The organism is Haloarcula sp. DT43, assembly GCF_037078405.1.
Taxonomy (GTDB): Archaea; Halobacteriota; Halobacteria; order Halobacteriales; family Haloarculaceae; genus Haloarcula; species Haloarcula brevis.
Genome location: NZ_JAYMGZ010000001.1, coordinates 1,255,776 through 1,276,244, shown reverse-complemented (window position 1 = coordinate 1,276,244; position 20,469 = coordinate 1,255,776). Strand labels below are relative to the sequence as shown.

General features: G+C 61.8%; 16 protein-coding genes. 9 read left to right on the top strand and 7 right to left on the bottom strand.

Annotated features, from left to right (window positions below):
* A complete protein-coding gene (locus VI123_RS06840) occupies positions 1–2,742 on the bottom strand; it encodes a DUF7282 domain-containing protein (protein ID WP_336337277.1) in 2,742 nt (913 codons plus the stop codon).
* 444 nt (positions 2,743–3,186) lie between these two features.
* On the opposite strand from VI123_RS06840, the gene VI123_RS06835 reads away from it, so the two are divergent.
* Positions 3,187–3,822, top strand: a complete 636-nt coding sequence (locus VI123_RS06835) for a hypothetical protein (protein WP_336337276.1) — start codon at positions 3,187–3,189, stop codon at positions 3,820–3,822.
* 90 nt (positions 3,823–3,912) lie between these two features.
* On the opposite strand, the gene VI123_RS06830 is transcribed toward VI123_RS06835, so the two are convergent.
* The 4 genes from VI123_RS06830 to VI123_RS06815 all read right to left on the bottom strand — a co-directional run bounded on the left by VI123_RS06830 (position 3,913) and on the right by VI123_RS06815 (position 9,591).
* Positions 3,913–6,675 carry a DUF7282 domain-containing protein gene (locus VI123_RS06830; RefSeq protein ID WP_336337275.1) on the bottom strand — a complete coding sequence of 921 codons (2,763 nt, stop codon included), beginning with the start codon at positions 6,673–6,675 and terminating at the stop codon, positions 3,913–3,915.
* A 411-nt stretch (positions 6,676–7,086) separates the two neighbouring features.
* The gene (locus tag VI123_RS06825; RefSeq protein WP_336337274.1) at positions 7,087–7,839 is read right to left on the bottom strand and encodes a VOC family protein; all 753 of its coding nucleotides are present in this window, start codon (positions 7,837–7,839) and stop codon (positions 7,087–7,089) included.
* Positions 7,840–7,907: 68 nt separating this feature from the next.
* Entirely contained in the window at positions 7,908–8,348 is a 441-nt protein-coding gene (locus tag VI123_RS06820) for a TIGR04206 family protein (RefSeq protein WP_336337273.1), read from the bottom strand.
* A 133-nt stretch (positions 8,349–8,481) separates the two neighbouring features.
* Positions 8,482–9,591, bottom strand: coding sequence for an OBG GTPase family GTP-binding protein (locus tag VI123_RS06815; RefSeq protein ID WP_336337272.1), 1,110 nt, complete (start codon positions 9,589–9,591; stop codon positions 8,482–8,484).
* A gap of 158 nt (positions 9,592–9,749) precedes the next feature.
* Between VI123_RS06815 and VI123_RS06810 the strand changes: the two genes are divergently transcribed.
* The 5 genes from VI123_RS06810 to rpl12p all read left to right on the top strand — a co-directional run bounded on the left by VI123_RS06810 (position 9,750) and on the right by rpl12p (position 12,814).
* A complete protein-coding gene (locus VI123_RS06810) occupies positions 9,750–9,950 on the top strand; it encodes a VNG_1110C family protein (protein ID WP_336337271.1) in 201 nt (66 codons plus the stop codon).
* Between the two features lie 95 nt (positions 9,951–10,045).
* Positions 10,046–10,534 carry a 50S ribosomal protein L11 gene (locus VI123_RS06805; protein ID WP_336337270.1) on the top strand — a complete coding sequence of 163 codons (489 nt, stop codon included), beginning with the start codon at positions 10,046–10,048 and terminating at the stop codon, positions 10,532–10,534.
* 228 nt (positions 10,535–10,762) lie between these two features.
* Positions 10,763–11,401, top strand: coding sequence for a 50S ribosomal protein L1 (locus VI123_RS06800; protein WP_336337269.1), 639 nt, complete (start codon positions 10,763–10,765; stop codon positions 11,399–11,401).
* A gap of 1 nt (position 11,402) precedes the next feature.
* Positions 11,403–12,449 (top strand): 50S ribosomal protein L10, encoded by a 1,047-nt coding sequence (locus VI123_RS06795; protein ID WP_336337268.1) that lies wholly within the window; start codon positions 11,403–11,405, stop codon positions 12,447–12,449.
* Between the two features lie 17 nt (positions 12,450–12,466).
* Positions 12,467–12,814, top strand: coding sequence for a 50S ribosomal protein P1 (rpl12p, locus tag VI123_RS06790; RefSeq protein WP_151100166.1), 348 nt, complete (start codon positions 12,467–12,469; stop codon positions 12,812–12,814).
* A gap of 129 nt (positions 12,815–12,943) precedes the next feature.
* On the opposite strand, the gene VI123_RS06785 is transcribed toward rpl12p, so the two are convergent.
* A complete protein-coding gene (locus VI123_RS06785; RefSeq protein ID WP_336337267.1) occupies positions 12,944–16,747 on the bottom strand; it encodes a DUF7289 family protein in 3,804 nt (1,267 codons plus the stop codon).
* Between the two features lie 376 nt (positions 16,748–17,123).
* The gene (locus VI123_RS06780) at positions 17,124–18,152 is read right to left on the bottom strand and encodes a tyrosine-type recombinase/integrase (protein ID WP_336337266.1); all 1,029 of its coding nucleotides are present in this window, start codon (positions 18,150–18,152) and stop codon (positions 17,124–17,126) included.
* Positions 18,153–18,926: 774 nt separating this feature from the next.
* Here VI123_RS06780 and VI123_RS06775 point away from each other — a divergent pair.
* Genes VI123_RS06775 through VI123_RS06765 form a run of 3 tightly spaced genes read left to right on the top strand, consistent with a single transcriptional unit; the run spans position 18,927 to position 20,467 of the window.
* A complete protein-coding gene (locus VI123_RS06775; RefSeq protein WP_336337265.1) occupies positions 18,927–19,109 on the top strand; it encodes a phage repressor protein in 183 nt (60 codons plus the stop codon).
* Between the two features lie 13 nt (positions 19,110–19,122).
* Positions 19,123–19,416, top strand: coding sequence for a hypothetical protein (locus tag VI123_RS06770; RefSeq protein WP_336337264.1), 294 nt, complete (start codon positions 19,123–19,125; stop codon positions 19,414–19,416).
* A 43-nt stretch (positions 19,417–19,459) separates the two neighbouring features.
* Positions 19,460–20,467: a hypothetical protein gene (locus tag VI123_RS06765; RefSeq protein ID WP_336337263.1), complete on the top strand. Its 1,008-nt coding sequence runs from the start codon at positions 19,460–19,462 to the stop codon at positions 20,465–20,467.
* The last annotated feature ends 2 nt before the right edge of the window (positions 20,468–20,469 follow it).

Sequence of the window (20,469 nt, the reverse complement as noted above, 5' to 3'; positions counted from 1 at the left end):
TTAGTTGTCGCGGCGGACAGCGAGCAGCGCAGCGGCGACCAGCGCGATGAGCGCGATGGCTGCCGTGAATCCGGGACCGGACGCTTCCGTGGTCTCGGGCGCTTCAGTCTCGGTGTCCATCGGTTCCGTTTCGGTTTCCGGCGGTTCCGTTTCGGTTTCCGGCGGTTCCGTTTCGGTTTCCGGCGGTTCCGTAGCGGTCTCCGTCGGTTCCTCAGCGACGACGGTCACGTTCGCACTGTCCGTGACAGCCGTGCCGTTGATCGTGTACGGACCGTCGGCGTCCGGGAAGTCGTACGCTTCGTTGCCGTTGGTGTCGAGGTGCGGCATCGCGACCGCGGTGAAGTCCTCGTCCATCGGCTCGTCGAGCGTGATCGTGATGTCCTCGTGGCTGCCTGCCTCGAGGTACTCGGAGTTCCCGACGACGTCGCCGGACGCGCTACCGGCGTGGATGGCGATGAAGCCACCGTCGGACAGCTGCGCGCTGTCGACGACGACTTCGCTACCGTCGGATTCCTGGTCACTGATGCTCACGGTGGCCGTGTCGGCTTCGACGATGCGGCCGTCTTCCTCGTCGCTGAACTCGGAACTACCGTCGACGTCGAGCGTCTGGACGGTGAAGTTCGTTCCAGCGGAGTAGTCGCTGAAGTCGGCTGTGGCGGTGTACGTGCCGTCAGCAGCGACATCAGTTTCGGGGCGGATGACGAACGGGTTCGCCTCGTTCTCGGACTCCATCTCGACTTCGAGCGTGGAGCCGGGGGCGACGTTCGTCGTGCCGGTCACTTCCTGACCAGCAGCGGCCGAGACCGTGACAACGCCGCTGTCGTCGAGGTTCAGCGTCGCGTCACGCTCGGACGTGGTGTAGAGCGCGCTGGCGCTCGTACCATCGTCGGAAATCGGACTGGAATCCTTGATAGCGAACGTTGCGTTGATGCTCGTGTCCTCTTCGTCGACGAGGTCCTGACCGGACTGGGTGAACGTGATGGCACCCGTGTCAACGGCGACGAAGTAGGTGTTGTTGTCCGAGTCTTCGACAACGTCCACGTTGGAGCTGTTGAGCTGCAGTGCGTCAGCGTCGGCGTTCGCGCCGACGTCGGTCCGGTTGACGTAGAGCGTCAGGCCCGCAGTTCCGACGCCGTTAGCAGTGCTGCTGTCAGCGTCGACGGCCTGCAGGAACGCTTCCGTGGTTCCACTGGCGCCGTTGTCTTCCTCTTGGAATGCGACGGCACCTTCGACACCGGACGCCACGATCTGGTGGACGACGACGTCCTCGGCCGCGACCTCGTCAGACTGCGTGAGGTTCACGCCGATGCGGTCGTAGACGTCGACATCGTCATCCGTGATGTCGGCGTCGCTCGGTGCGGCCCACGTCTGGATGCTCTCGACGGAGTTCTCGTTGAGTCGGAGCGTCCCGACGGAGTCGGGGCTGGTGACGTCCGGGGAGGTCCCCGCAGTCACGTTCATCGAGTACGAACCGGCCTCGAGCGCTTCTGCGTTGAGACCGCCTCGGGTGTAATCGCCACCTTCCTCGATGTTGTCGATATCGTCGTCACCGGGGACGCTGAGGACCGTACTGTTACTGTGGTCGCCAGCGGTGTAGCTGTTGAACTGGACGGTAACTTCGCCGTCACCGTCTTCGTCCGAAATCTCACCCTGGATGTAGTAGTTGTCCTCGTTCTCGTCACCGACGTTGATGACGGCGTCCTCGGTGTTGTCGAGCTGAACCGTGATGTTGGTGACGTCGCCGATTTCGTCCTGGACGGTCGAGGTTTCGAAGCTCGCTTCGCCGTCGTCGGACTCGGAGACGTTGATCTGGTCAGATTCGGCGGTGACGCCGGTCTGGTTGTCCGTCACGCGGACGTAGTACGGGCTGTCGTCGGCGCTCTGGTTGCCGAAGTTGAACACGACGTTGTTGTTACCCTGCAGGTTCTTGATCTGCGTGGCAACCTTGTCGTCGTCTTCATCGAACAGCGTTGCGTTGGCCGGCTCGCCACCACGGTTCGTGGAGACGTTGACTGCCAGCGTGTCCGTGTCGTCGATGTTGGCGCCGTCGCCGACATCGTCGTCGATGTTCACTTGCAGGCTGAGGTCGCTGACGGTGAAGACCCCTTCATCGGTACCGTCGACCTCGATGTCGTAGTCCTCACCGGTGTCGAGGTCGCTCGTGTCGATGGTGTACACTTCGCTGTTGTCCGTGTACGAGTCGGACAGGACGAGGCTATCCGCTCCGACCTCGATGGACGGGAAGTTGTCAGTATCGTCCGCGTCCGTGTCTTCGACGGCGATCACTTCACCGCGGAAGACGTTGATGTCTGTATCGTTATTGCCGTTCGACGTGACCGTCTGGGACGTGACATCGATATCCTGAGCGACGACCGTGCCGTCGCCACCGTTGAGACCTGAGACCTTGATGGTCAGGTTGCGGTTGGGCTGAACATCTTTGTCTAGGTCAAATGCAATACGGCCGTTTTGACCATCAGCATTGACCGTGAGTCCAGAGACGTAGTTGTTCGGGTTCTGGTTGCCATCGACGTAGACGTCGATGTCACCGGAACCGACTGAAGTCCCAGTTGAACCGTTCAGTGCTAATTCGACTGTACCGTCGTTATACTCCGCGGCCTGTTGGACGCTGACGTTCGCGGCGGCGGCTGCGCCACCGGAGAACGCGATGGTCCCGGCGAATACCGAGAAGACCATCAGCGCCGTGAGGAACAGGCTGCGAACCTTGTTCGAATTTCCTGTCATAGTTTGTGGTTGCTATCGGGCGACCCCAGTAGTTTTCCGCGTGGTCGGAACGCGGTCGTCGCGACCGCGCATAGACCGGACCGGCGTACTCACTTCTGGCGTCATGGGTAGGGGTATCGGTACATTACCCGAAGTGTGGTAAATGCTTTGTGGAATAAAGTTGGTAAGTAGATTACAAGTAAAAATCACTCAGAAATGCTTTAGAATCTATATTTACTTCTAAACTGAAAATATAACTACTCGTTTGTGAATTGGACGGTCAACACTCCGGTCGGAGACGCCCGCTGGTCCCGTATCTAGGTGGACTTCGCTTTAGACCCGTGGTACTCAATCCACACTACCGCTCTGGTCTGCCTCAGTAGCACAGGCGTAGTGTGAAATCGACTATCGATAATTGGTAAGTAAGCCATATACAATTGAAATTTGAATGGGTCAAACGAGAGGATGACGCAGCTGTACGACAAGCTCCAGGAAGCGCCACAGACCGGTGTCTCGCGTGCTGATTTGAATTTCGACGAACGGGGGGAGGTCCGCGCGATTCAGGTCACCGGGACGGCAGGGCTAACCCAGGCCAACAATCCGGGGAAGTTCACCGACGTGTTCTATCTCGAAGGGGACGAGGCCGCCGCCGCAGAGACGTTCGCGGACGAAAACGCGGAGCTGCTGGACGCCGTCGACTTCTCGGCACGGAACGTCCTGCAGACGAGTCTCTCGCGGGAGATATACGACTTGATTCTCGACGCCGTCGGCGACCGGAACATCACGAAGCACCCGACTGTCGTCGTGGAGACACACGCCGACGGGACGCAGTGGGTCGTCAACCGGAACCGCTACGAGACGCAGGTCGACCGGCGGTACACGACGAGCGAAACGGGCACCGCCCGTGTGCCGCCAGCGACGTCGCTCAGGGCCATCTACGACCAGCAAGACGAGACGATTGCTGAAGCCGACCTCACGTCGGCGGACATCGAGGGCGACGTCCGACAGGTACTGGATTACTACCGCGTCGCCCCGGCGTTCGACTGTGACCCAGTCACGACCGACGACAGGCAGCTAGCCGTTCGCAAGCGGACAGAGTAGCCCGGAGTTGGCGTGGTTCTGCAGACTGTCGGCACTGCTTCGTGCGTGCGCGAAAGAAAGAGTGGTGTTCAGGGACCGGAGTGATTCCGGTTAGTTGTCGCGGCGGACAGCGAGCAGCGCAGCGGCGACCAGCGCGATGAGCGCGATGGCTGCCGTGAAGCCGGGACCGGACGCTTCCGTGGTCTCGGGCGCTTCAGTCTCGGTGTCCATCGGTTCCGTTTCGGTTTCCGGCGGTTCCGTTTCGGTTTCCGGCGGTTCCGTTTCGGTTTCCGGCGGTTCCGTTTCGGTTTCCGGCGGTTCCTCAGCGACGACGGTCACGTTCGCACTGTCCGTCACGGCGGAGCCGTTCTGGGTGTACGGACCGTCGGCGTCCGGGAAGTCGTACGCTTCGTTGCCGTTGGTGTCGAGGTGCGGCATCGCAATGGCCGTGAAGTTCTCGTCCATCGGCTCGTCGAGCGTGATCGTGATGTCCTCGTGGCTGCCTGCCTCGAGGTACTCGGAGTTCCCGACGACGCTACCCGCGACCTCGCCTTCGAGGAGCGAGCTGTCGTGGATAACGATGAAGCCACCGTCGGACAGCTGCGCGCTGTCGACGACGACTTCGCTACCGTCGGATTCCTGGTTACTGATACTCACAGTGGCCGTCGCACCTTCGACGATGCGACCGTCTTCCTCGTCGCTGAAGTCCTCGTCACCGTCGACGTCGAGCGTCTGGACGGTGAAGTTCGTTCCAGCGGAGTAGTCGCTGAAGTCGGCCGTGGCGGTGTACGTGCCGTTGTTGTCGACAGTCGCTTCCGGTCGGAGGACGAACGGGTTCGCCTCGCTCTCGGACTCCATCTCGACTTCGAGTTCGGAGCCGGGGGCGACGTTCGTATCGCCAGTCACTTCCTGCCCAGCAGCAGCAGAGACCGTGACGAATCCGTCGTCATCGAGGTTCAGCGTCGCGTCACGCTCGGACGTTCTGTAGAGCGCGCTGGCACTGTTCTGGTCGTCGGTCAGCGGACCTTCTCTGACGGCGAAGGTCGCGTTGATCCGCGTATCCTCTTCGTCGACAATCGTGTCACCGGACTGAGCGAACTCGACGTCACTGGTGTCGACCGCGACGAAGTAGGTGTTGTTGTCCGCGTCCTCAACGACGGTCAGCGGGTCACCGATACCGAAGTCAATCGGGTCGGCGTCGGCGTTGGCACCGACGTCGGTCCGGTTGACGTAGAGCGTCAGGCCCGCAGTACCGGTTCCGTCAGCGGTACTGCCGTCGGTGTCAACTGCCTGTGCGAACGCTGCCGTCGTACTTCCGGCACCGCCGTCTTCCTCTTCGTATTCGATGGCACCTTCGATACCGGATGCCTCGATCTGGTGGACGACGACGTCTTCGGCTGCGATATTATCGGACTGCGTGAGGTTCACACCGATGCGGTCGTAGATATCGACATCCTCGTCGTCGATATCGGCGTCGCTCGGTGCGGCCCACGTCTGGATACCCTCAACGGAGTTCTCGTTGAGTCGGAGCGTCCCGACGGAGTCGGGGCTGGTGACGTCCGGGGAGGTCCCCGCAGTCACGTTCATCGAGTACGAACCGGCCTCGAGCGTGTCTCCGCTCAGACCGCCTCGGGTGTAATCGCCACCTTCCTCAATGTTGTCGATGTCGTCGTCACCAGGGACGCTGAGGACCGTACTGTTGCTGTGGTCGCCAGCGGTGTAGCTGTTGAACTGGACGACGACTTCGCCGTCGCCGTCGTCGTCTTCGATCTGGCCCTGGATGTAGTAGTTGTCGTCGTTCTCGTCACCGACGTTGATGACGGCGTCTTCGGTGTTGTCGACCTGGACCGTGATGTTGACCACGTCACCGACTTCGTCCTGAACGGTCGAGGTTTCGAAGCTGGCCTCACCCTCGTCGGACTCGGAGACGTTGATCTGGCCAGACTCGGCGGTGACGCCGGTCTGGTTGTCTGTCACGCGGACGTAGTACGGGCTGCCGTCGGCGCTCTGGTTGCCGAAGTCGAACACGACGTTGCGGTTACCCTGCAGGTTCTTGATCTGCGTGGCGACCTTGTCGTCGTCCTCGTCGAACAGCGTCGCGTTGGCCGGCTCGCCACCACGGTTCGTGGAGACGTTGACGGCGAGGGTGTCATCCTCGTCGATGTTGGCGCCGTCGCCGACATCGTCGTCGATGTTCACTTCGAGCGCGAGGTCGCTGACGGTGAAGACTCCTTCTTCAGTACCGTCGACCTCGATGTCGTAGCTTTCACCGGTGTCGAGGTTGCTCGTGTCGATGGTGTACACTTCGCTGTTGTCCGTGTACGTGTCGGACAGAACGATACTGTCCGCTCCGACCTCGATGGATGGGAAGTTGTCAGTATCGTCCGCGTCTTCGTCTTCAACCGCGATAATTTCGCCGCGGAACGCGTTGAAGTCCGTGTCGTTCGACCCGGTAGTTGTGATCGTCTGGGACGTGACGTCAATGTCCTCGGCGATGACTGTACCGTCGCCACCGCTGAGACCTGAGACCTTGATGGTCAGGTTGCGGTTGGGCTGGACGTCCTGGTCCAGACTGAACTCGAGACGTCCCGTCGTCCCGTCGTCGGTTCCGTCAACGGAGAGACTCGAGACGTAGTTGCTCGGGTTCTGGTTGCCATCGACGTAGACGTCGATGTCACCGGCAGCGACTGGGCTACCGGTTGAACTGTTGAGTGCTAGTTCGACTGTGCCGTCGTTATACTCTGAGGCCTGTTGGACGCTGACGTTCGCGGCGGCGGCTGCGCCACCGGAGAACGCGATGGTCCCGGCGAATACCGAGAAGACCATCAGCGCCGTGAGGAACAGGCTGCGAACCTTATTCGAATTTCCTGTCATAGTTTGTGGTTGCTATCGGGCGACCCCAGCAGTTTTCCGCGTGGTCGGAACGCGGTCGTCGCGACCGCGCATAGACCGGACCGGCGTACTCACTTCTGGCGCCATAGGTAGGGGTACAGTCGTAACGTTAGCTGTCTATTATAAATGCTTTGTGGTTTAGACAACCGTATGTCATGAACGACTGACTGCAGAAACCGTCGATATCACCGGATAGAGTTGGGTATATGGGTTTTGTGGCTTCTGATGCTCGACTGTCATTCGAGTGTCTGACAACCGGATTTACATGACTGGATGTCGTCACTGGCGTGAAAAGCGGGTTTCGAGGGTGCGACTGCTGCCAGGAATAGCGATATCTGCCGCGTGGTGGGGCGAACGGCTCTCCGACGTAGCGGGTACCGGCGGCCAGCGCCGTCAGTTCGTTACGATTTCGACCTCGCGGCCGTCGGGGTCTTTGGTGAACGCGTAGCGGTCGTCACAGCTCTCCGGGTCGCGGTAGTCTTCGGCGTGACGGCCCATCAGCGTCTCCCACGCGTCGTGGAGGTCGTCAGTTCGAACCGCGACATGGCCCCAGGCGTCGCCGAGTTCGTAGGACCGGCCGTCGTAGTTGTACGTGAGTTCGACGGACATCGCCTCGTCGGGGGCGTCCGCCGGTTTGAGGAAGTACAGCGCGAAGTCGTCGAACTCCTCGCGACGGAACAGCTCGTAGTCGAGTTTCCGGACGTACCAGCCGAGCGCCTGTTCGGCGTCCTCGACACGAATCATTGTGTGGTCGAGCGACCACTTCGCACCGTGGTCGCGCTCGACGATCTCGATTTCGTGGCCGTCGGGGTCCGTGACGAAGGCGTAGGAGCCGCCACAGGAGTCGGGGTCGCGGTAGTCATCGACGCCGGCGTCCATCAGTTCCTCGTAGGCGTCGTACACGTCGTCACAGCGGACGGCGATGTGGCCCCAGGCGTCGCCCATCGTGTACGAGCGCCCGTCGTGGTTGTACGTGAGTTCGAGCAGCGCCCCCTCGTCGTGGACGTCCTCCGGTCCGAGGAAGACGTTCGTGAAGGTGTCGGCCTCCCAGCGACCCTTCTCTTCGTAGTCGAGATGTGTCGTGTACCAGTCGAGCGACGCGTCGAGGTCTTCGACGCGCATCATCGTATGATCGAGTGACCACATACACGGGCCATGGTGGGAGCGAGCGAAAAGGCTACCGCCACAGGTGGTTCCGTCCGGCTTCGATACCGTCACTGCGTTCCCGAGCCGGCCCGAACCGCCGGCAGGTAGTACCACCACACCACGGCGAGCAGGACGACGGTGCCGACCGGGACGGCGACGTAGTTGAGTCGCCTGTTGAACCCCAGGAAGACCGGAATCTGCGTCAGACCTGCGCCCGCCAGGGCGAGTGCCGTGAGCCGGACGTCCTCGCGCCAGGCGACGCCGAGGGCGGCGCTGGTCAGGGCAAACGCGTACAGCAGGACGCCCGTGCCCCACGACTCGATGAACTGCGGGAGGCTGCCGGTAAAGCGGACGAAGTAGCTGTAGACCGAGAGCAGTTCCGGCGGGTTCGTGTTGAACAGACCAAACGAGAACACGAGCGTCAGCTCCGCCCCGACGAGCACCGCCGTCCACGGGACGATTCCGGCGACGACGACGGCGACGAGGCGGCGTCGAGGGCCGTGGGCCATACGTGTCTCCAGGGTTGGACACGCTTGAACGCATCTAATTCAGGAAGGCGATACTGCACGGGTCGCCAGGGCTCAATGTTATTGATGTCTCGTGCACGCGCGAGCGTGACAGGTTCAGGCAGGAAGCGACGACCTAGCGGTTGGCGACAATGCGCAGGATGTCCTCGTCGGCCAGTTCGTGGTCGCGCCCGACCTGCTGCTCGTCGTGCTTGGCGCTCGGGCCGGTGACGCGGGCGAATCGGAACCGCTCGTCGAAGCTCCCGCCGAGTTTCTCGCAGGCGTCGTCGACGGTATCGCCCTCGCGGAGAATGAGCGGTTCCTCGCGGTCGACGCCGCGGCCGGGCTTGTCCATGTAGATACGGATGAGGCCGAGTTCCTCCCAGATACGCTCGGTAAGACTGTCCAGCCCCTTTTCCTCCTCGGCACTGATGAAAATCGCCTCATCAGGGTCGATGTCCCGCTCCCAGAGTTCGTCCTCGACTTTGGGGAGGTAATCGGGCTCGATGAGGTCGGCTTTGTTGACCGCGACGAGCGAGGGCAGGTAGACGCGGTTGTCCATCACGCCGTCGACGAGCTGGTCGATGTCGATGTCCTCCCCGATGGTCACGTCGGCGTTGACGTACCCGTGTTCGCGCAGGACGGCCTTGACCGTCTCGTCGTCGAGTTCGACGCCGGAGGCCGTGTTGACCGAAATCCCGTCCTTGCCCTTCTTGCGGACGGTGACCCACGGCGGGTCCTGGTCGAGTCGTATCTTGTTCTTGTACAGCTCCTCGCGGAGTCGGTCGTACTGGTCTATCTCGAAGACGGAGACGAGGAAGACGATGAGGTCGGCGGTCCGGACGACCGAGAGGACTTCCTTGCCGCCGCCGCGGCCGCCGGCCGCCCCCTCGATGAGCCCTGGGACGTCGAGTATCTGGATGTTCGCCCCCTTGTGCTTGAGCATCCCGGGATACACGTCAAGCGTCGTGAACTCGTAGGCACCAGTCTCGGATTCGGCGTTCGTCAGTGCGTTCAGCAGCGTCGACTTGCCGACGCTGGGGAACCCGACGAGCGCGACGGTCGCGTCGCCGTGTTTCTCGACGCCGTAGCCGCCGCCGCCGCCGGAGGACGCCTGCTGTTCGAGCTTCTCCTTCTTCTCGGCGAGCTTGGACTTCAATCGACCGATATGGGCCTCTGTAGACTTGTTGTAGGGAGTGCTGGCGATCTCGTCTTCGAGTTCCTGAATCTCCTCTTCGAGCCCCATTAGGTGTATGTCGGCCCCTCGCACCGAATAAGGCTTTCCTCCCTCGCCGACGCCGACCGGCGGTACGCGACAGCGCCGCCGTCCTCCCGTTCGGAATGGTCAAACGAGGCTCATGTAATTCGACACACCTATAGGGTATCCTCCGTCATGTGTCGATAATGGGAGCGGCGAGTCGGTTCCGCGACAGCACGCAGATACTGCTGCCAGTCGGTGCGCTCGACGGCATCCGCGAGGAGTTGGAGCAGCGGTTCACAGTGAGTGTCCACCACGAAGGTGAACAGGTGCGGATAATCGGCTCTCCGGTCGAAATCAAGGACGCGAGCGATTTTCTCGCGATGAACGGCGTGACGCTCGCCTGAGCGTGTGGCTCGGCGGGGCGTTCGTGCGTGTGGAGCCCTCACGAAGGGGCCGGTGAAACGCAATCCTTTAAACCGCCGCGAAGGTTCCACTATGTATGGCTGGAACTATCGAAGTCCTCGTTCCCGGTGGGGAGGCCAACCCCGGCCCGCCGCTCGGTCCGGAACTCGGCCCGACACCGGTGGACGTGCAGGCAGTCGTACAGGAGATAAACGACCAGACGGCGGCGTTCGACGGCACCGAAGTCCCCGTCACCGTCGAGTACGACGACGACGGCTCGTTCGACATCGAGGTCGGCGTCCCGCCGACGGCCGAACTCATCAAGGACGAGGCCGGCTTCGAGACCGGCAGCGGCGAGCCCCAGGAGAACTTCGTCGCTGACCTCTCGGTCGACCAGGTCAAGCAGATCGCCGAGCAGAAACACCCCGACCTGCTCTCCTACGACCTCAAGAACGCCGCGAAAGAGGTCGTCGGGACGTGTACCTCTCTCGGCGTCACCATCGAAGGCGAGAACCCACGCGAGTTCAAGGAGCGAATCGACGCGGGCGAGTACGACGACGTGTTCGCGGCCGAAGCGCAAGCGTAGGTCGGACTGGCCGTTTGGTCGGCGCGTGTTCTCCCCTGCTTTCGACGCCGTCGAGCCGCTGCACCGTCGATGGAGCGGCGACCCCTGAGAACCGGAAACACGCCCGTTAGCGCCCCTCGTGCTGGTTCGACGGGTTTAAGTGTCGCATTGGCGTCTACCCGCACGAGACAGGCATCCGCCTGTTTCACTGACCCGTAGAAGCCGATTGGCGTACTACGGAGGTGAACAATGGCAGATCAGGAAATAGAGAACGCAGTCTCGCGCGCACTCGAGGACGCACCCCAGCGGAACTTCCGCGAAACGGTCGACCTCGCAGTGAACCTGCGCGACTTAGATCTTAACGACCCGTCGAACCGCGTCGACGAGTCCGTCGTGCTTCCTGCTGGCACCGGTCAGGAGACCACTATCGTGGTCTTCGCCGAGGGCGAAACCGCCCTCCGTGCCGAGGAAGTCGCAGACGACGTACTCGACGAGGACGAACTCGAGGAACTGGGTGGCGACGACGACGCCGCCAAGGACCTCGCCGATGACACTGACTTCTTCATCGCCGAGACAGACATGATGCAGGACATCGGCCGTTACCTCGGGACCGTCCTCGGTCCGCGCGGGAAGATGCCGGAACCGCTCGACCCCGACGACGACGTCGTCGAGGTCATCGAACGCATGAAAAACACCGTGCAGCTCCGCAGCGGGGAACGGCGAACGTTCCACACGCGGGTCGGCGCGGAGGACATGTCCGCCGAGGACATCGCGGACAACATCGACGTCATCCTCCGCCGCCTGCACGCGGACCTCGAGAAGGGCCCGCTCAACATCGACACCGTCTACGTGAAGACGACGATGGGGCCTGCGATGGAGGTTGCCTGACATGAGCGCCGAATCCGAACGCAAGACCGAAACCATCCCCGAGTGGAAGCAGGAAGAGGTCGACGCCATCGTGGCGATGATAGAGTCCTACGAGAGCGTCGGCGTCGTCAACATCGCCGGCATTCCCTCTCGACAGCTCCAGGACATGCGGCGTGACCTGCACGGGACCGCCGAGCTTCGCGTCTCCCGGAACACGCTCCTGAAGCGTGCGCTCGAGGAAGTCGACGACGGGCTCGAAGACCTCAACGGTTACATCACCGGGCAGGTCGGGCTCATCGGCACGAACGACAACCCGTTCTCGCTGTTCCAGGAACTCGAGGCCTCCAAGACGCCCGCACCCATCGGTGCCGGCGAGGTGGCCCCGAACGACATCGTGATTCCCGAGGGCGACACGGGCGTCGACCCCGGTCCGTTCGTCGGCGAACTCCAGAGCGTGGGTGCCGACGCACGCATCCAGGAAGGCTCCATTCAGGTCCTGTCCGACTCGACGGTGCTTTCCACCGGCGAGGAAGTCTCGCAGGAACTCGCGAACGTCCTGAACGAGCTCGGCATCGAACCGAAAGAGGTCGGTCTCGACCTCCGTGCCGTCTTCGCCGACGGTGTGCTGTTCGAGCCCGAGGAACTGGAACTCGACATCGACGAGTACCGGAGCGACATCCAGGCGGCCGCCGGCCGGGCGTTCAACCTCTCGGTCAACGCCGACTACCCGACCGCGACGACGGCCCCGACGATGCTCCAGTCCGCTCGTGGCAACGCCAAGAGCCTCGCGCTCCAGGCGGCCATCGAGAACCCCGAGGTCGTGCCCGACCTCGTGAGCAAGGCCGACGCTCAGGTCCGTGCGCTCGCCTCGCAGATAGACGACGAGGAGGCGCTCCCGGAGGAGCTCCAGGGCGTCGAGGCCGACGTGGCGACAGAGGAACCGACTGACGACCAAGACGAAGACACCGCATCCGAGGACGACGCCGACGACGCGGCCGAGGAGGCCGCCGACGAAGACGACGACGATGACGACGAGGACGCCGGCGACGCGCTCGGAGCGATGTTCTAACAACGCACACTACAACAATGGAATACGTATACGCTGCACTCATCCTGAACGAATCGGGCGAAGAAATCAACGAAGACAACCTCACCGACGTGCTCGACGCCGCGGGCGTCGACGTCGAGGAGTCCCGCGTCAAGGCCCTCGTCGCCGCCCTCGAGGACGTCGACATCGAGGAGGCCGTCGACCAGGCCGCCGCGGCACCGGTGCCGGCGAGCGGCGGCGCGGCCGCACCCGCAGAGGGTGACGCCGACGAGGCCGACGAGGCCGACGAGGACGCCGAAGAAGAGGCTGCCGACGACGGCGGCGACGACGATGACGACGAGGACGACGAGGCCAGCGGCGAGGGCCTCGGCGAGCTCTTCGGCTGAATCGGCTCGACACAGCTCAGTTTTTCTTTGCGCGTGACCCGACGAGCCACTGGCGTGGTCGACGCTGACGGGGCCGCATGGACTGGCGACCGACCGTTTCGGGGCCGACTGTGTCCAGCGGGCGTTGACTTACCCGCCGAGCGTAATCGTGTCGGAGTCGACCGAGATGGGTGAGTCGTTCGGGGTCGCGCCGCTCTCGTCGACCGCCTTGAGGTATAGCTCGCCCGTCGCGGTGTCGTCGACCGTCTCGCCGGTCGTGCCGTTGTACACCGTCACTTCGTACGTGTAGTATCCGGGTTCGAGGGCAGTGTCGTAGCCGGCCCAGGCTGGATACGCGTCGACGCCGGTCAGGTCACCGCTACCGACCGTGACGTTCTTCGAGCCCGCGAACGCCGTACTGCCGTCGCTCTTGTTCGTGACAGTGAGCGCCACGCGGCGCTCGTCGCCGACCGACCCGACGTTGCGGACTTCGACGGTCATCCGCTGTGCGCCCCCGCGGCGCTCGATGAGCGTGGAGGTGTTGTAGGTCTGTGCGCCGATGTTGACCCCCCGCGTGTCGTTGACGACGACCGCCGACCGGCCGACGAAGAAGGACTGCGCGGCCGACGTGCTGTTCCGGGTCTGCACGTAGTACGTGTAGTTGCCGCGGTCGGCCGGCAGGCTAAGGTTCACCTGTTCCGTGTCGCCCCGCGTGAGCAGCGAGGTCGTCGCCGAGTCGGCCACCGTGAACGTCGGGCTCGCGTCGTCGGTGTTTTTCGCGTAGAGTTCGACCTCGGCGGTGCCGCCAACGTCGCCGACGTTCGTGATGTCGACCGTGGCGGTCGCGGACTCGTCGCTGTCGATTGTGCCCGGCGCGCGGACGGCGTCGACTTGCATGAACTGGTCGTCGAGTTCGCCGACGTAGACGTTGCCTCCCCACTCCTTCTCACCGGTGGTTGGGCTGTCGGGACTCGTCAGCGTGAGCCGGTACTGGTACGATTCCCCCGGCGTCTTGCTCGCCGTCGCCAGGTCGACGGTGAACTGCGCCGTTTCGTTCACCCCGACAGCTCTCGTCCGAGTTCCGGCCGGACTCCCGTCGAACGCGGTCGTGAGCGTCGCGGTGCCGGTGGCGTTGCCGACGTTTCTGACCGTCGCCGTCACCGTCGCGTCGTCGGTTTCGGGGACGCGCGCCGGGGCGTCGACGTCGACGAACTTGAACCGCGGCTCCGTGACTTCCCGCTCGATGGAGTTCGTTCGGAAGATGACCATCGCGTCGTTGTAGTCGGGGTCGCCGTCGCCGTACGCGTTCTCGGGGCTGGCGTTCTCCGTCGAGAGCTCGTAGAGGTAGACGAACGCGCCGTCGGCGAGGTTGAGGACCGCCGTGCCGTTGTCGAGTTCATCGAGTCGCTGCTCGCCGAGCATGTCCTCCAGCCGCCGCTGGGCCCTGCCGGCCTGCCCGTAGCCGGGCGTCTGCTCCCCGTCGGCCAGGATGTCGGCGTTCGTGCTGCTGTCGCTGGTCGAGATACGGACCGGGCCCGGATTGCTGCAGCGCTTGGTGTAGTAGTTCCGCCCGTCTATCTCGAACCGGATGTCCGTGTACGTGGTTTCGTAACAGTAGTACGACGTGGCGACGACGGAGAACGTCGAGTTCCGCTCGAACGTCTTCGTGAACTCGTAGGGGTTCGGGTACGCGTCGTCGATGAGCCGCCGTTCGGCGTAGGGGCCGTTCACGTCCCCGTCCTCGAAATCGTGGCCGACGTCGCGCCACAGCGGAATCCGGTGTCGCCCCGAGCGGTTGTCCACGACCAGCGACATCTCGACTTTCGCGTGCGTAATCGCGTAGCCGTTGCTCCCCTCTAGTTCGGCCCCCTTGAGTTCAATCGTCGCGTTGACCTTCTCGTTGGCGGTGAAACCGCTGCCATCGCGCTCGACGGCCGTCTCCGACTGGACGTTCAGCATCCGCCAGGTCGTCTGGTTTTCGGTGGCGAAGTCCAGCCGATAGAGCCCGTCCTCGGACGGTGCGGTAACCGTCTGCGTGAGCGTCGTGCTCTCGCCGGGGTCGAGGTGCTCGTCCGAGGCCGCGTCCACACCCCAGCCGCTGCTGATGCGAAGCGTCTGGGTGCCCGCCGTTCCGCCGGTGTTCGTGACGGTGAAGCCGACTTCGGTGTCACGCTCCGGCTTGACCGGGTTGTCGACGCTGACGCCGGTGATGTCGAACACCGGGGGGGACGACGCGCCGACGGCGAACGTCCCGTTGACGCGGTCGTCCGGCGTCTCGACGGTGTAGGTGTAGTTACTGAACGAGGGCGCGTCGAGCGGACCGGTAGTGAGGGTCACCGTTCCGGTCTCGGCCCCGTCGCTGGTCCCGTTGAGAGTGAGACTCTGGCTCTTCGAGTCGACCACCGTCCCCGACTCGTTCAGGACGCGTATCTCGACAGGGGCGGACTTGGGAATGTCGCCGGTGTTCTCGACTGTCGCCTCGACGGTCGCCGTGTCACCGCTCTCCACCCCGCCCGGTGGCGAGACCGACGCGACCTCGAAGACGCCGGCGTCACCGACCGTGAAGTAGTGGCCGTCGTCACTGTGCTGGGAGTATGTGTCGCCGTCCGTCGTGACTGTGAGGGCGTACGTCCCGCTCTCGTCGGTCGGCAGCGACGGCCCGAAGTCGACCGTCCGGCTCTCCCCCGGATGGACGGTCACGCGCCGCGTGGCCTTTTCGGACCCGTTGACGCGGAAGGCCACCGTCTGGTCGGCCGTCATATCGCCCGTGTTCGTGACCGTGACCGTCGCCGACGGTATCTGGTTCAGCCGCGCCGACGCCGGGACCGAGGTGCTCGTGATGTCTAGGGACGGCGCTCCGGCCACGTCGTCGTACTCGATAATCTGAAAGCCGATGTCCCCGTTCGATTCGACGGTGAAGTTGTGCCGTGTCGCGGCGCTCACGTCCAGGTCCCCCCGCACGGTGGTCGTTTCCCCTTGCGTGAGCGTCACCGTCTCCGTCAGCTCGCTGGGCGACCCGGTTCGGTTGTGCCGTATCTCGATATCCTGTCTGTCCTTCAGCCCGCCGGTGTTGCTGACGGTCGCAGTGACGGTCGCCGTGCCGGGACCCGCCCGCTCGACCGCGACGGCGTCCACCTCGAACTGTGAGTCCGACACGTCACCGAGCGCGAACCGGATACGCACGCTATCGCCCGGCTCCGCCGCGTCCGGCGTCACGGCGACGTACTTGTCGTCGTACGTGCTCCGTGCCCAGTCCGCCCACGCGCGGGCGTAACTGCTGTTCTCGATTGTCAGCGTCGCGTTGGTGACCCGCGACGGCAGACACTCCTGACTCGGCGTTGAACTGTTCCACGACCCGTTCCGGACGCCCCCGTACGTCGCTTCGGTGAACAGCGCCGTCTGGAGTGCGGCCTCGTGTGACCGCATCGCAGTCGCGTTGGACCGGATTGCGACCGAGTTCCCGCCGATGTGCTGTCCCGAGATGTTCGCAAACGAGACCGACAGCGCCCCCTCGTCGTAGCTCACCGCCGGCGGCGACGACATCGTCGCCCCCGACTCCGCCATCCGCCACACGCCCCCGCCCTGATAGCCGACCTGCTGACCGTCCCCCTGGTACCGAATCGTCTGCAACGAGCGGTCCCCGGTCGAACAGGCCGGCCGCCCGTTCAGCGTCAGGTTGTACGTCGCGCCGTTCGAGACGGCGACACCGGACCGAACCCGGTCCGGAATCTCGACCGACTCGTCGGTGCCCGGCCGCTGAAAGCTCTGGTCGACCGACAGCAGCACCTCCTCGGCGAGTTCGACGTTCGCGTCGTCGTTGACCGAGCCAATCGTCTCCTGGCCCGCCTGCACTATCAGTATCGCACCGACGACGACGACGCTCGCCAACAGCACCACGCCCAGAACGTGCGATACACCCCGGTCTCCAGCCCCCCGGCTACCCCACTCGACCATACTCGGATACATACCAACTATTGCACATAAGTGTACTGTTCCACACTATTTTACTGACATGTGTGCAGGTGCTATCGGTACCAAACAGCCGCCGCTCGACCCTGAACCGACGCTCTGTCCCGCGGCTTCGGTTACGTACTCGCACTATATTGCATATCTAACACGCAGCCACGGCCGAACCCTGCACGGGTTCGTGGCCGAGGGAGACGAACCGGCGGCGCTACTGTCCAGTGATTTCTCGCTCCGGTCCGAGACGGATGGTCCAGCGACCACTCCATGTTCACGACGGTAAAATACGGATGGACTCGCCGGGTTGTTAGCCTATTCGAGGATGCGCGTCTCCTAGATTCATCCGCTGTGGTGTACTGGTGCTGAATCATGCGTCGTCGATGAACTCCCGTCGAACCTCCATCTTCTCGCGCTCGCTACGCTGGTCGTAGTGCTGGTCGAGAACGTCATTCGAGACGTTCATCCGGTCCGAAACGACCTCTTCCGGTGTGCCGTCTCGAAGGTGTTTCGTGATCGAGCCGCGGCGGATACCGTGTGGAGATCGGGACGACGGGCAACCGCTGGCAGTGTCCCGAGTCATGTACTCACAGCTCTCCGGGTTCTCTCCGTGTGGACACTCGCCGACCATACACGGTCGAGTCCACTGGTAGACAGCACTCCGGATAGGTGTCTCACTTAGACGACCCCGGTCGCTGGTGATGAGTGGTTCCCGACCGTATTCGTCGGTGACCGAATCTCGGTGGTTCTCGATGTACTCCTGAATCACTTCGGCGTAGAAGTCACCGACAGCAATCGACCGCTCGGCAGCTCGTCCGTTCTTCAGCGGAGTTCCCGTTTCTGGCCGGTGTCGCAGCTGCAGGTACTGCCCATCAGCGTCGAAGTCGTCCAGGTCGAGCGAGCGGAGGCTTCCGAGTCGAATACCGGTGTGCCAGAGGATTCCGAATATGACGTGTTCGCGGGAGGCGTACTGGTAACGATTTAGATGGTCGAGGATGACTTCGGCGTGTTCGGTATCGAGTTTCTCATCTTTCGAGGCTTCCTCGGGGTCGACCTCCGGCAGCAACACACGTTCGCGCATTCCCTGTTCGACCGCGTCGATACTGGCACAGAATTCGAGGAACTTCCGCAGCGTAGCGAGGATGCCCCGAAGGGTAACCTTCGAGACCTCACCGTATTCACTGCCTTTGCCCTGCCGACGCCAGACTCGGAACTCGTGTAGATCGCGCCCGGTCAGCTCGTTCATGTTCTCGATTCCCTTCGACTGGGTCCACTCGATGAACGAATTGAGCCGGTACCGCTGGTTCGTGAGGGACTTTTCAGATAGCTCCGGTTCTCGGTGATCGAGGTAGAGGTTTACCGCAGTTGCCGGACCTATCGGTTCGAGGCTGTCGCTCACACTTCCACCCCGTCAGGAAGTAGCTGGCAGGCTGCTTGGTGGGCCGAGAGGTTTTTTGGTCCGTTATCGAGAGGGTAGCCTTTCGAGTCGCGTCCCATCTCTTCGAGTATCCGTGAAACCGAAGGGGCAATCCCGTCTTGGCGGAGTGCATATCGGGCCTGTTGTGCAGCTGCCAGTGCTGCGGCGGCATCGAGGGAGTCGTCCGTAGTCCGACGTGAGACTTCGGACAGACCGAGCATCCGGCCACAGTGAGGGCAGGAATGACGGCGCTGGTGGGAAGTCGCGTCGGCATATGAGTCATACCGCTTGGAGAAGTTGCAGTCAGGACATCGGACGCGGTACTCCGTACGTGGGCGAACAGCGGACTTTTGAGCAGGCGATTCAACTACTTCCGTGCGGGGAGTACTCCCCGTATCGGTTCCGTACGACATTGGTTTGCCGGGCGGAGCCACCTTCTGGGCCGTGTCCTAGCACGGCCCGGTTCTCGATGGCCGAGAGCCATCTACGGGCGGCCCGTAGCAACACTGTTACTCGGAGAGTGCATAAATGTATCGAACAGCTATATATGCCTAATTGGTAAGTAATTGTAGAAAAGAACTGAATTAGGTAGGAAGGGTAGAATACGTTATTCAAATGCGCTTATCGGGTTCGTGGCAGAGTGTATGGGACGACCGTATCCTCGAATGGATGCGAGAAAACGAGGGTACGGGGACGCCCAAGGAAGTCCACGACAGTGGGTTAGTCCGTGTTTCGAGAACCCAGATCGGCCGTCGAATGAAGAAACTCGCCGAGCATGGACTTCTGACCCACGTTGGGAATGGAGCCTACGTGATTACTGAGGAAGGAGAAGCGTACCTCGATGAAGAATACGACGCCGAAGAAGGCGTCTACATCGACGGAGAAAACAGTATCTCAGAGCCATCGCCGACGGCTGAATCAGAGACGAACGACGTGTAAGTAGCCCTCCACCATGACGATACGAAAGACCGCCCGCTGGCAACAGAGTATCGATGACCGGATATTGGAACACCTGCGTGACGATTCGTGGTCGACCGCGAGTCAGATTGCACTTCAAGATGGGATTCATGCCACTGAAGCACAGGTTCAGGAACGGTGTCGTGTTCTGGCTGACGCCGATCTGGTGGCATTTCTGACTGAAGATCAGGACCTCGTAGAGCTGACTACGGAAGGTGAGCAGTATCTTGAAGGCGAGGTCGATGTAGAGTTGTATCCACGCCCGCGCCATCCCCGACTCATGGAGTGAATCCAGGGGAATGTTCATACCCGTTGAGTCTACTGGTTGAGTTGTGTATCAGTTCACTCCCGATGGAATAGATAGAAATCGTGCCCATCATCAAGCAGTAAAGCAGGGTGCGGACGATGTAGATGTGAAGCGAATCGGTAATCTTGGGGAAATCGCGTTTGAGCAGTTCTGTCGAGAATACCTTCCAGCGGAGATGTGGGAATGGGAAAACGAAGATGCCATTCGACGGTGTAACCCGGAAAGCTACTCTGGTCATGATTTCGAGGTTTTCGGCTATAATATCGACGTGAAGACCTCTCGGGACGTTTCGTCATTCCTGCCAGAAACGCTCGTCGAGAAGGATTCGGAAGACGATATTATTGTGATGGCCTGGCATCGGGACAACGAAGATAGTTTGATTCTACTCGGGTGGGAACACGTCGAAACGCTCGAATCGAAGGTTGAGACAGAGGTACAGTTCTCTGGTAACTCTCCTGAGAAGCTCGAACACTTGGCAACTCGTCCGATGAACGATCTTCAGGACCTCGGGCCGAACACTGCGAATATGAATCAAACTCCCGAGAATCCATTCCAGCCGGGAGATCGCGTACAGAAGCGTGACGACGAAGATGCGTCAGTGGGCGTTGTAATTGAGGTCCTGCCTCCAGAGACACAGGTAGAACTGTACGGGCAGGAACTTGATGGCGAAGCAGTCAGAGTCGCTTTCCCGAGTTCGCTTGATGAGGGACCTGGCGACTGGAGAGATATTTCACCAGCCCTGCTCTCATCATACTGCGATGATCAGGATATCAGCCTCTACACGTATAAACATGAGAATCTAGAATTTGCGGAAAATCCCTATACTGCAGGGGATTATGTGATTAAGTCATCTCACGATGACCCTGACCCAGCTGTAGTTATAAAAACGGAAAGTGATGGAGTTTCTGTGGCATTTCAGGGGTCCAAAGTCGAGAAAGTGTCTCCCGCTAATTTGAGCGAGTACTGCGAAGAGGAGGAAATATCTATCTATAATTATTCTCCGTCTGAATTAGAATTTGTGGAGATAGAGTAGCA